The organism is Kitasatospora sp. NPDC057936 (assembly GCF_042887525.1).
Taxonomy (GTDB): Bacteria; Actinomycetota; Actinomycetes; order Streptomycetales; family Streptomycetaceae; genus Kitasatospora.
In genome coordinates, this window is sequence record NZ_JBHVPD010000104.1 from 26,471 (window position 1) to 38,171 (window position 11,701).

Sequence of the window (11,701 nt, forward strand, 5' to 3'; positions counted from 1 at the left end):
GTGCCACGGCACTAGCGTGCCTGCAGTTCCTGCAGCCGCTCCCGGCTACGCGCCGCGAGCGCCGCGTCCCCCTGCTCCTCCGCGAGCTCGACGAGCAGCGTGTGCGCCTGCGCCTCCTTCGCGTACTGGCTCAGCCCGGCCGCCCGCCGCGCGCACTCGGCGGCGTCCGCGACCGCGAGGTCCAGCCGCCCCAGCGCGCGGTGGGCCCGGGCGCGCACCAGCGGGAGCTTCATCAGCATGTCGGTGTCCTCGGTGTCGACGGCCCTCGCGCGGGCCTCGTCGAGGACGGCCAGCGCCTCCTCCGCCCGGCCGTCCGCGATCAGCGCCTGCGCGACGTTGTAGCTCTGCACGATCTCGCCGTGGTCGTCGCCCCGGTTCTCCTCCAGGGCCAGCGTGAACCGCTCCACCGCCCGCGCCGTCCGCCCGTCGGCCAGGCACAGCAGCCCGTCCGTCTCGTACAGCACGCCCGCGAGCCGCCGGTCGGTCACCAGCGGCACCTGCTCCGCGCCGAGCGCCAACTGCTCGGCCGCGAGCGGGAACTCCCGCCGCTCGTAGTAGGCGCGGGCGAGCTGGTTGCGCATCCGGACGACGGCGTCGGGCTGGTTGTCCCACTGCGCCGACTCGACGCCGAGCCGGTGGGTGGCGATCAGGTCCTCGTAGTGCTTGCGGCCGTGGTACAGCGGCCACAGCGACTCGCAGAGCCGCCACACCTCGCCGTGCCACCCCTGCCCGGCCGCCGCCTCCACCACCGCGCGCAGGTCGGCCCGTTCGGCCTGGAACCACTCCAGGGCCGCCGCGTACGAGCCGAAGCCCGGCAGGTCGTCGCCGCTCGGCTCCTGCACCCGCAGCCGCGACCCCATCGCCCGGTCCGCCACCGACGCCCGGCCCCTGAAGTAGGCGACGATCCCGGCCAGGAGCTCGGCCCGGCCGGGCAGTTCGCGCGCACGGGCGTGGGCGTGCGTCCGGACGACGTCGTGCGCCTGGAAGCGCTCCTCCGGGCCGTCGTCGACCACGACGTCCAGCAGGTGCGCGCCGCACAGCTCGTCCAGGGCCTCGTCCGCGTCCTCGACGCCCGTCGCCCCGGCCAGTTCGGCCGACACGAAGGGGCCGGGATGCACGCCGATCAGGTGGTAGAGCGCCCGGGCGGGCGCCGAGAGCCGCTCGTAGACCGGGTCGTAGGTCCGGCGGAGGTTCCCCTCGTCGTTGTTCAGAATGGCCAACTTGCCCTCCCAGTCCGCTAGTTCGGCCACCACCTGGCCCACCGAGAGGCGGCTCCGGCCCAGCAGCTGGCTCCCGACCGCGTTGAGGGCGAGCGGCAGCCCCGCGCACCGCTCCACGAGGGCCGCGACCTCACCGTCGGTGCCGCGCCCGGCGCTCAGCCAGCCGCGCACCAGGGCGGCGGCCGCCGTCTCGTCCAGCCGCTCCAGCCGCAGCACCTCGGCGCCGTCCATCCGCAGCGCGTCCAGGCGTTGCCGGCCCGCCGCCACCAGCAGCCCGCTCGTCGGCAGCAGAGCGCGGACCTCGGCGGCGTGCTCGACGTTGTCGAGGAAGACCAGACAGCGCTGCCCGGCGGTGGCCGTCCGGAACTCCCCGAACCGCTCCGCCTCCACGTCCGGCACACGGACCCCGAGGGCTCGCAGAAAACCCTCCAGCACCCCGGCGAGGTCCACCGCGGCCCCGTGCCGGTAGGCCTTGAGGTCGGCGTACAGGACACCGCCCGGGAACTGCGCCGCCTGTTCGGTGGCGAACTTCGCCACCAGCTCCGTCTTGCCGACGCCGGCCAGACCGGTGAAGACGACGATCGCCGGCCCGTCCCGCCCGGCCCGGCCCAGCGCACCCGTGAGAGCGGCGAGTTCGCGCTCGCGGTTGACGAAGGTCCGGCGGGGCGGTCGCACCTGATGCGGGATCCGGCGCTGCGGCTCCAGGTGGACCGTGACGTTTCCGCCCTGGATCACGTTCCCGTGCACCGTGCCCGAAACCCTGTTGGACACCTCGAAGCCGTCCACCCGTCCGCTCCCTCCGCCGGCCCGGGCCCAGCCTACGGCGTGCCGGCCCCCGCCACCTGAATCCGGCTCAGGCCGCCTGGCAGGTCGGGCACCAGAACAGGTTGCGCGCCGCGTGCGACTCCGTCCGCACGTCCGTGCCGCAGACCAGGCAGGGCATCGCGGCGCGGCGGTAGACGTAGACCTCGCCGCCGTGGTCGTCCACGCGCGGCGGCCGGCCCATCGCCTCGGGGGTGTGCTCGGGCCGGACGGTGTCGATGCGGCCCGCGCCGACGCCCTCGCGCATCAGCCCGACGAGGTCCGCCCAGATCGCGTCCCACTCGGCCCGGGTGAGGTCCCGGCCGGCCCGGTGCGGGGCGATGCCGTGCCGGAAGAGCACCTCGGCGCGGTAGACGTTGCCCACCCCGGCCAGCACCTTCTGGTCCATCAGCAGGGCCGCGACCGTCGTCCGGCTGGCCGATATCCGGCGCCAGGCCGCGTCCGGGTCGGCGTCGGCGCGCAGCGGGTCCGGGCCGAGGCGCGCGGCGACGGCGGCCTTCTGCGCGCCGGTGACCAGCGCGCAGGTGTTGGGGCCGCGCAGGTCGGCGTGGGCGTCGTCGTTCTCCAGGCGCAGCCGGATCAGCCCGACGGGCTCCGGGGCGGGCCCGGCGCCGAAGGCGAAGCCGCCGTAGAGGCCGAGGTGCACGTGGACCCACGCGCCCTCCTCGAAGCCGAGGAAGAGGTGCTTGCCGACGGCCTCCGCCCCGACCAGGACCTGCCCGTCGATCAGCTTGGCGTCGTCGGCGAAGCGGCCCTGCGGGCTGGACACCCGGACGGGACGGCCGCCGAAGGCCGTGGTGTTCTCGGCCGCGAGGCGGTGGATGATGTGGCCTTCCGGCACGGGCTCGGCTCCCCTGGGACGGATCAACTCGACCCGTCCATCATCGCAGCCGCCCCCGACATCCCCGCGATCCCGCAGGTCGGCGGCCCGGCCGGCTCACCGGACCGGCATCCCCGTGAGCCGGGCCAGGATCACCCGGTCCAGCTCGGCGGCCGTCGCGGCGACGTCCAGGTGCGAGTTGTCGATGATCGGCAGCCCGGAGTTGTACCAGCCGGCCATCCGCCCGTGGATGCGGGCGACCTCCTCGTCGCCCAGCCGCCGGTTGCCGCTGCGCCGGGCGTTGCGGCCGAGCACCGAGTCGAGGCTGGGCAGCAGCACGACGGGCAGCATGCCGGGGCCGATGTGCCGCTTCCAGCCGCCGAGGCCGATGGCCGGGCGGTCGGGGAAGACGGCGTCGTCGATGATGCAGGAGATGCCGTTGGCGAGGTAGTTGCGGCAGGCGAAGCCGCAGGTGCGGCGAGCCAGCCGGTACTGGGCCTCGGAGGCGTTGTTCCAGCCGGACTGCGGGTTGGCGAAGCCGGACTGCACCCACTCCCGGACGTCGTCCAGGCTGATGTGCGCGGTCGGGGTGTGCCGCCGCTCGGCCCAGTACCGGGCGACGGTGGTCTTGCCGGCGCCGGCGGGTCCGATCAGCAGGACGGCGATCGGCCCGGCGGGCGCGTGCCGCTGCGGCGGGTGGGCCGGGAGCTGGACGGGCGCGCCGGAGGGCAGGACGAAGTGCCCGGTGGCCCCGGCCGGCATCGGCGCGGTGGGCGCGGGAGCCGGCGCCGGGGCCGGAGCCGCGGGCACCGGCGCGGGCGGAATCGGTGGCGGAACGCGCCCGCCGAACGGCACCGGTCCGGGGGACGAAACGGCCGTCACGGCCCCGGCGGCCGGCCGGACCGGCGGAGCGACGGGATGAGGGGGCACCTGCCCGCCCCCGGCGTACTGCGTCACGGTCACCTCCCGACTTCTCCCAGCGGGGACACTACACGGCGGCCCGGCGACGGGCACAGTCCGCCGCCGGGCCGCCGCCCGCCCTCGGGCCGGCCGGAACGCACGGCACCGGCCCGGCCCGTCCGACCGACCGTCAGCGCGTGGTGAGCTGCTCCGCCAGGGCGCGCAGGGCGAGTTCGTACGAGCCGAGCCCGAACCCGGCGATGGTGCCGGAGGCGACGGCGGCGATGACCGAGGTGTGCCGGAAGGTCTCGCGCGCGTACGGGTTGGAGATGTGCACCTCGATGAGCGGCGCGGTGCGCTGCGCGGCCGCGTCCCGCATGGCGTACGAGTAGTGCGTGAACGCGCCCGGGTTGATCACCACGGGCACCTTGCCGTCGGCCGCCTCGTGCAGCCACTCGACCATCCGCTGCTCGGAGTTGGTCTCGTGGACCTCGACCTCGAAGCCGAACTCCGCGCCGAGCGCCGTGCAGCGCTCGACCAGCCCGGCGTACGAGGTGGCACCGTAGACGTCCGGCTCACGGCTGCCGAGGCGTCCGAGGTTGGGGCCGTTGAGCACCATGACCCTGGTCACGCCGAGACCTCCGCGTAGGCGGCGACGAGCAGGGACGGGTCGGGGCCCTCCAGGACGGAGGTCTTGCCGAGGCCGTCCAGGACGATGAAGCGGATCAGGTCGCCGCGCGACTTCTTGTCGATCTTCATGGCGTCCAGCAGCTTCGGCCAGGCGTCCGCCCGGTAGGTCAGCGGCAGGCCGACGGAGGCCAGCACGGCGCGGTGCCGGTCGGCCGTCTCGTCGTCCAGCCGCCCGGCCAGGCGGCCGAGTTCGGCGGCGTAGACCATGCCGATGGAGATCGCGGCACCGTGCCGCCACTTGTAGCGCTCGTTGCGCTCGATGGCGTGGCCGAGGGTGTGGCCGTAGTTGAGGATCTCCCGCTGACCGGACTCCTTGAGGTCGCCGGAGACCACGTCGGCCTTGACCTGGATGGCGCGCCGGATCAGCTCGACGGTGTGCGGTCCGGCCGGCGTCTTGGCGCCCTCCGGGTCGGCCTCGATCAGGTCGAGGATCGCCGGGTCGGCGATGAAGCCGCACTTGATGACCTCGGCGAGGCCGGAGACGTAGTCGTGCTTGGGCACGGTCTCCAGCGTGCCGAGGTCGGCCAGGACGCCCACCGGCGGGTGGAAGGCGCCGACCATGTTCTTGCCCTCGGCGATGTTGATGCCGGTCTTGCCGCCGACGGCCGCGTCGACCATGCCGAGCAGCGTGGTCGGCATCGACACCCAGCGCACGCCGCGCAGCCAGGTCGCGGCGACGAACCCGGCCAGGTCGGTGGTGGCACCGCCGCCGAGGCCGACGACGACGTCGCTGCGGGTGAACCCGGTCTGTCCGAGCACCGACCAGCAGTACGCGGCGACCTCGGCGCTCTTCGCCTCCTCGGCGTTGGGCACCTGGAGCGCGATCGCCTCGTAGCCCTCGGCGGCCAGGTCCTCGCGGACGGCGTCGGCGGTGGCGGCCAGCGCCTCGGGGTGGATGAGCGCGACCCGCTTGGCCCGGGGTCCGATCAGCGGCGCCAGCTCGCCGAGCAGCTGGTGCCCGATCAGCACGTCGTACGGGTCGTGGCCGGCGCTGCCGCCGACGTGAATCCTGACGATGTCAGTCATGGGTGGTCTTCAGCTCCAGTGCTTCCAGTACGGCGTCCGCGACTTGCTCGGGGGTGCGGCCCGCGGTGTCGACGACGGCGGTGGCCACCTCCAGGTAGAGGGGGCGGCGGGCGTCCATCAGCTCGCGCCAGCGGGCCCGCGGGTTGACGGCCAGCAGCGGCCGCGGGGCGTCCAGCCCGACCCGCTTGACGGCGTCGCCCAGCGGGACCTCCAGGAACACCACGGGCAGCTCGCGCAGCAGCGCGCGGGTGGCCTCGGCCATCACCGCGCCACCGCCGAGCGCGAGCACCCCGTCGTGGCCCTCGGCGGCCGCGCGCACCGCGCGGACCTCCAGCTCGCGGAAGTGCGGCTCGCCCTCGTCGATGAAGATCTCGGGGATCGGCTTGCCGGCCAGCACCTCGATGTCGGCGTCGGTGTCGCGGAAGCCGACGCCCAGGCGCTCGGCCAGGGCCCGCCCGACCGTGGACTTGCCGCTGCCGGGCGGGCCGACCAGAACGACGACAGGCCGGATCATCGGATGATCAGGTGGTCGAGGTAGCTCTGCACGTTGCGGCGCGTCTCCGAGACGTGGTCGCCGCCGAACTTCTCGTTCACCGCGTCGGCCAGCACCAGCGCCACCATCGCCTCCGCGACGATGCCCGCGGCCGGCACCGCGCAGACGTCGGAGCGCTGGTGATGCGCCTTCGCCGGCTCACCCGTACGCACGTCCAGCGTCTGCAACGCCCGCGGCACCGTCGCGATCGGCTTCATCGCCGCACGCACCCGCAACAGCTCACCCGTCGACAGACCGCCCTCGGTGCCGCCGGAGCGGCCGGAGGTGCGCTTCACGCCGTCGGCGGTCGGGACGATCTCGTCGTGCGCCTTCGACCCCGGCACCCGCGCCAGCTCGAAACCGTCCCCGACCTCGACACCCTTGATCGCCTGGATGCCCATCAACGCAGCCGCCAGCCGCGCGTCCAGACGCCGGTCCCAGTGCACATGCGAACCCAGACCCACCGGCACCCCGTACGCCAGCACCTCGACCACACCACCGAGCGTGTCACCGTCCCGGTGCGCCTGGTCGATCTCCGCGACCATCGCCTTCGACGCATCCGCGTCCAGGCAGCGCACCGGATCCGCGTCCAGCCGGGCCTCGTCCGAGGGCAGCGGCAGCACGCCGGCGGGCGCCTTCGCGGCGGCCAGCTCCACGACGTGGCTGACGATCTCGATCCCGCAGGTCTCCTTCAGGTACGCGCGGGCCACCGCGCCCAGCGCGACCCGGGCCGCCGTCTCACGGGCACTCGCCCGCTCCAGGATCGGACGGGCCTCCTCGATCGAGTACTTCTGCATGCCCGCCAGGTCGGCGTGGCCCGGACGCGGACGGGTCAGCGCCTCGTTGCGGGCCAGGCCCGCCAGCACCTCGGGGTCGACCGGGTCGGCCGACATGACCTGCTCCCACTTCGGCCACTCCGTGTTGCCGACCATGACCGCCACCGGGCTGCCCATGGTCAGGCCGTGCCGGACACCGCCGAGGAACGTCACCTCGTCCCGCTCGAACTTCATCCGCGCGCCGCGACCGTAACCGAGCCGGCGACGCGCCAGCGCGTCGGCCACCACGGCGGTGGTGACCGGTACACCAGCGGGCAGGCCCTCCAGCGTCGCGACCAGTGCGGGGCCGTGCGACTCCCCCGCCGTCAGCCAGCGCAACGTACCCAACGGAGCTCCTTCATCAGCGGGCCGGCCCACGGGCCGCCCCGGGCGTGCCTTCTGACCGAATCCTTTCATGTCCCGAGGTCACCCGGGGGCGTGGTCCGCGTGACGGACGGCGACCGGCCGCCCAGCGGGACGGACGGACCGACCGGGACGAGGGCGTGTCTTTCGGATCAGGCCGGGACAAGCCGGACGGCGGCCTCGTACCCGCCGCCTCAGCGCCCGGAGAGCGCCTTCTCCCCCGCCTCGCGCATCGCCGCGAGCGGCCCCGGCGTCCGCCCCGTGAAGGCCTCGCTCTGCAGCACCGCCTGGTGCACGAGCAGGTCGAGCCCGCCCAGGACGGTGGCCCCGCGCCCGGCGCACTCGGCCGCCAGCGCCGTCGGCCAGGGGTGGTAGAGCACGTCGAACAGCGCCCCGGGCTCGGCGGGCAGCGCCGCGACGAACCCGTCCGTCGAGCCGGCCGGCGTCGTGGAGACGGTGAGCGGCTGCGCCAGCGCCTCCGCGCCGTGCTCCCAGTCGGCCGTCCGCACGACGACGCCAAGCCGCTCCCCGAGCTCGGCCATCTCCCGGGCCCGCTCGGCACTGCGCACGTAGACCGTCACCTCGCCGGTGCAGATCTGCGCCAGCGCGGCCAGCGCGGAGGACGCCGTGGCCCCCGCGCCCAGCACCGCCGCGCCGGGCACCTCGGTGATGCCGCGCTCGCGCAGCGCGTTCACCAGGCCGCGGACGTCGGTGTTGTCGCCGGTGCGCCGTCCGTCTGCGGTGAACACCACCGTGTTCACCGCGTCCACCGCGCGCGCCGTCGCGCTGACCTCGTCGAGCAGCGGGATGACCGCCCGCTTCAGCGGCATGGTCAGCGACAGGCCCGCCCACTGCGCCTCGTCCAGCCCGGCGACGAAGCCGGGCAGGGCGGCCTCGTCCAGCTCGAACCGGTCGTAGCGCCAGCCGTCCAGCCCGAGCGCCGCGAAGGCGGCCCGGTGCAGGTCCGGCGAGAGCGAGTGGGCGATCGGCGAGCCGAGGACGGCGGCCCGGTGTTTGGTGGTCAACGCAGCTTCTCCGTGGGCGGGTTACCGGTGCGGGCTACTTGGTGGTGCAGTGGCCGCGGGCCTCGTCGAAGTTCTGGCCGGCCGACTGGCAGTACTCCTTGACGTTGGCGTAGTGCTCCTTGGCCGTCTCGGCGAAGCGGGTCTCGGTCTGGGACATCGCGATGAAGTACAGCCACTTGCCGTCCGCCGGGTGCAGCACCGCATTGATCGCCTCGTCGCCGGGGTTGGAGATCGGCGTCGGCGGCAGGCCGGGGTTGAGGTAGGTGTTGTACTTGTTGGACGCGTTGTCCATGTCCTGCTTGTTGAGGTCCTTGCGGCCCAGCGAGTACTGCAGCGTGGTGTCCATGCCGAGGCGGTGGTGGGTCTCGGGCTCGTTGGCCAGGCGGTTCTGGATGGTCTTGGCCATCTTCGCGAAGTCCGCCGGGTTGTTGCCCTCGCGCTGCAGGATGCTCGCCTCGATGAGCACCTCGTAGCCGTTCTTCAGCCCCACCGAGGCGGCCTGGCCGTCCAGGTTGGCGTACTTGTCGGTGGCGGTCTTCACCATCTGCTTGAGCAGGTCCTCGGGCTTCATGCCGTCGGCGATGTTGTAGCGCGTCGGCCACAGGAAGCCCTCGACGTTGCCCTGCGCGTACGCGGGCAGCCCGAAGGTGTTGACCTGGGCCTTGGCCACGTTCGCCGTGGTGCCCGGCGCCAGCTTCAGCTTGGTGTCGATCATGGTGTAGATCTCGGAGGAGTTCTTGCCCTCCGGGAACACGATCGCCGCGCCGCCCGCCTGCGCGAGGAGTTCCTTGAGCGCGTCGGCGGCCGGCATCTCCTTCTTCAGCGTGTAGAAGCCCGGCTGCACGGTCGTGCACTTCGGCTCGGCGTCACAGGCCTTGCTGTACGCGTCGACGCTCTTGACCACGCCGGCGTTCTTCAGCACGAGGCCGACCTGCGCACCCACCGCGCCGGGCTTGACCTCCACCTGGACGGAGCCGGTGCCGTCGCCCGCGAAGTCCGGCGGCGGACCGAAGTGGTCCTTGTAGAAGCCGTAGCCCCACCAGCCGGCCCCGGCCATGGCGCCGACCAGCACCAGCGCCACCACCAGGCAGGCGCCGCTGTTGCGGCGGCCCGACTTCTTGCCCTTCTCCTTGCGCTTCTTCTGCGCCTCCCGGGAGACGTCCTCCTCGCCGAGGAAGCCGGCCTGCCCGATCTCGCCGTCCTCCTCGGGGTACGCGCCGTCCCCGTGGTGGCCGTCGTCGGAGTGGCCCTCCTCGAAGTGGTCGTCCCACTCCTCCCCGGCGGGCTCGTGCCCCGCCGCCGGAGCGGCACCGGACTCCAGCGCGGCGGCCTCGGCCTCCCAGTCGATCCCGTCCGGCCCGGGCCCGGAGACGGGCTCGGCCTGCTGCGGTACGGGCTGCGCCGCCCGCTGCGGAGCCTGGGGCCGCATCTGCTGCGGGGGCGTCTGCTGCTGCACCGGGGCCTGCTGCATCGGGGCCTGCGGCATCTGCTGCTGGTACTGCCCCTGCTGCGGGTGCTGGCCCTGCTGGGGATACTGGCCCTGCTGCTGCGGATACTGCCCCTGTTGCGGGACGCCCTGCTGCGGAAAGCCCTGCTGACCCATCTGCTGCTGGTACTGCCCCTGCTGGGGGTACTGGCCCTGCTGGGGATACTGCCCCTGCTGCTGGTACTGCTCCTGGCCGCCCGGGTAGCCCTGGCCGTACCCCTGCTGCTGGAAGCCCTGCGGGTCCTGGAAACCCTGCTGGCCCATGCCCTGCTGACCCATGCCCTGCTGGGCCATCTGCTGCTGGTACTGCTCCTGCTGCGGGTAGCCCTGCTGGCCCATGTGCTGCTGGGCCGTCTGCTGCCACTGGCCGTCCTGCTGTCCGCCGTAGGCGGGATCACCGGGGTGCCACGGCTCGGCGCCCTGGGGGCCGTAGCCCCGACCCAGATCGGTCATTGATCCCCTTACCCGACGGAGACGACCGGCGGATCGGACCGGCCGCGCGGGACGGCGTCCCGGCTGATTCTCGAACCGGCGTGCTAGCGCAACGCCTGGGAGGAGACGTTACCGTACCGCAGACATACCGCCGTAAAGGCGAAACCTCCGTCAGTGCCCGCCCTGACCTGCCGGGGCTCCGCCCGGCTGGGAGGCCGTCGCCGGGGTGGGCGTGCCGGAGGCCGCGGCCGAGGCGCTCGACTGCGCCGCCCGGTAGGCGTTGAAGTCCGCCACGTTGCGCTGCTGGACGTCGAAGCTGTCGGTGAAGCGGGTGTCGCCCGGCTTCACGGTGACGAAGTACAGCCAGTCGCCGGGTGCCGGGTCCAGCGCGGCCATGACGGCCTGGCGCCCGGGGTTGGAGATCGGCGACGGCGGCAGCCCGGCGTGCAGGTAGGTGTTGTAGGGCGAGTCCAGCCGGGTGTCGGTCACCGTGGTGTTCAGGGTGGAGCGGCCGAGCGCGTAGTTGATCGTCGAGTCGAGCTGGAGCGGCATGTTCCTGGCCAGCCGGTTGTAGATCACCCGCGCGACCTTGCTCATGTCCTCGGAGTTGTCGGCCTCGCCCTGGACCATGCTCGCCACCGTGACCAGGCCGTACAGGCTCTGGCCGAGGGTCTGGGCGACGACGTTGGCGTCGTCCCGGGAGTACTCCTTGCCGGCCCGGTCGACCATCTGCTTCAGCAGGTCGACGGCGGTGGTCCCGTCCGTGACGCTGTACGTCGCGGGGAAGAGGTAGCCCTCCGGGCTGCCGTTGGCGAAGTCCGGCAGGCCCAGCTCGGCGCCCTGCTCCTGCGCGGTGCGCTGGGTGGTGCCGGCCGGGAGGTTCAGCTTCTTGTCGATCGCCGTGAAGATCTGGTAGCCGCGCCAGCCCTCGGGAATGGTGAGGCCGTTGGCGTTGGCCGGGTCGATCAGGATCGCCAGCGCCGCCGCGGCCGACATCTTCTGCTTCAGCGTGTACGTGCCCGGCTGGATCCGCCCGGCCGCCGCCGCGCTGCCCTTGGCCGCCCGGGTGAAGGCCAGCGAGCTGGCGACGACGCCGTTGCGCACCAGCGCCGACGCGATCTGCGACAGGCCCGCGCCCTCCGGTACCGAGACCTGGACGTCCCCGGCACCCTGCCCCGCGTAGTCGGCGGCGGCCGGCGGCTTGCGCTGGCCCTGCACCCAGGTCCACCCGGCGAGCCCGGCCCCGCCGAAGACGGCCACCAGGGCGAGCGCGGTGAGCCCGCAGGCCAGTCCGTTACGCCATCGGTGGGGATCCGGTGCATCGGGGCGCGGACGGGGCGCGCCCGGCGGACGGCCCTCCGGTTCCAGCACCGGCGCACCGAGATGGCCGGGCGTGAGACCCGGGTGGAAGTCCTGGTCGGTCATGGCGCGCGCCCCCTCGTCGGTCCCGGAAGAAACGAGAGGGGTGCGGGGGGGGCGCGGCGCCCCCGGCCCCGTGGGGGGGGGGTGATGATGCGGGGGCTGCCCCCGCCGCCCCCCCGGCCACCGGGGGGGCGCCCCCGGCCCCCCC

General features: G+C 73.7%; 10 protein-coding genes. All 10 read right to left on the bottom strand.

Features of this window, described 5'->3' with window-relative positions; translation table 11 throughout:
- Positions 1-11: 11 nt before the first annotated feature.
- On the bottom strand, positions 12-2,006 hold the full coding sequence (locus tag ACFVU9_RS37750) for an AAA family ATPase (RefSeq protein WP_387601412.1): 1,995 nt from the start codon (positions 2,004-2,006) through the stop codon (positions 12-14).
- A 67-nt stretch (positions 2,007-2,073) separates the two neighbouring features.
- Positions 2,074-2,883: an Fpg/Nei family DNA glycosylase gene (locus ACFVU9_RS37755; protein ID WP_380500135.1), complete on the bottom strand. Its 810-nt coding sequence runs from the start codon at positions 2,881-2,883 to the stop codon at positions 2,074-2,076.
- Between the two features lie 96 nt (positions 2,884-2,979).
- Positions 2,980-3,825 carry an AAA family ATPase gene (locus tag ACFVU9_RS37760; protein WP_380448934.1) on the bottom strand — a complete coding sequence of 282 codons (846 nt, stop codon included), beginning with the start codon at positions 3,823-3,825 and terminating at the stop codon, positions 2,980-2,982.
- 127 nt (positions 3,826-3,952) lie between these two features.
- On the bottom strand, positions 3,953-4,381 hold the full coding sequence (gene aroQ / locus ACFVU9_RS37765) for a type II 3-dehydroquinate dehydratase (RefSeq protein ID WP_380498466.1): 429 nt from the start codon (positions 4,379-4,381) through the stop codon (positions 3,953-3,955).
- 8 nt (positions 4,382-4,389) lie between these two features.
- Positions 4,390-5,478 (bottom strand): 3-dehydroquinate synthase, encoded by a 1,089-nt coding sequence (gene aroB, locus ACFVU9_RS37770; RefSeq protein WP_380448936.1) that lies wholly within the window; start codon positions 5,476-5,478, stop codon positions 4,390-4,392.
- Entirely contained in the window at positions 5,471-5,992 is a 522-nt protein-coding gene (locus ACFVU9_RS37775) for a shikimate kinase (RefSeq protein ID WP_387601416.1), read from the bottom strand. The genes aroB and ACFVU9_RS37775 overlap by 8 nt, the downstream gene beginning before the upstream one ends.
- On the bottom strand, positions 5,989-7,173 hold the full coding sequence (gene aroC, locus ACFVU9_RS37780; RefSeq protein WP_387601419.1) for a chorismate synthase: 1,185 nt from the start codon (positions 7,171-7,173) through the stop codon (positions 5,989-5,991). The genes ACFVU9_RS37775 and aroC overlap by 4 nt, the downstream gene beginning before the upstream one ends.
- A 209-nt stretch (positions 7,174-7,382) precedes the next feature.
- A complete protein-coding gene (locus tag ACFVU9_RS37785; protein ID WP_387601422.1) occupies positions 7,383-8,213 on the bottom strand; it encodes a shikimate dehydrogenase in 831 nt (276 codons plus the stop codon).
- Between the two features lie 34 nt (positions 8,214-8,247).
- Positions 8,248-10,152, bottom strand: a complete 1,905-nt coding sequence (mltG, locus tag ACFVU9_RS37790; RefSeq protein ID WP_387601424.1) for an endolytic transglycosylase MltG — start codon at positions 10,150-10,152, stop codon at positions 8,248-8,250.
- 150 nt (positions 10,153-10,302) lie between these two features.
- Positions 10,303-11,556 (bottom strand): endolytic transglycosylase MltG, encoded by a 1,254-nt coding sequence (gene mltG, locus ACFVU9_RS37795; RefSeq protein ID WP_380437969.1) that lies wholly within the window; start codon positions 11,554-11,556, stop codon positions 10,303-10,305.
- Positions 11,557-11,701: the final 145 nt, after the last annotated feature.

Coding starts and splice junctions, on each gene's coding strand:
- aroQ (WP_380498466.1), bottom strand. CDS start 4,381: ATGGTGCTCAACGGCCCCAACCTCGGACGCCTCGGCAGCCGTGAGCCG.
- aroB (WP_380448936.1), bottom strand. CDS start 5,478: ATGACTGACATCGTCAGGATTCACGTCGGCGGCAGCGCCGGCCACGAC.
- ACFVU9_RS37775 (WP_387601416.1), bottom strand. CDS start 5,992: ATGATCCGGCCTGTCGTCGTTCTGGTCGGCCCGCCCGGCAGCGGCAAG.
- mltG (WP_387601424.1), bottom strand. CDS start 10,152: ATGACCGATCTGGGTCGGGGCTACGGCCCCCAGGGCGCCGAGCCGTGG.
- mltG (WP_380437969.1), bottom strand. CDS start 11,556: ATGACCGACCAGGACTTCCACCCGGGTCTCACGCCCGGCCATCTCGGT.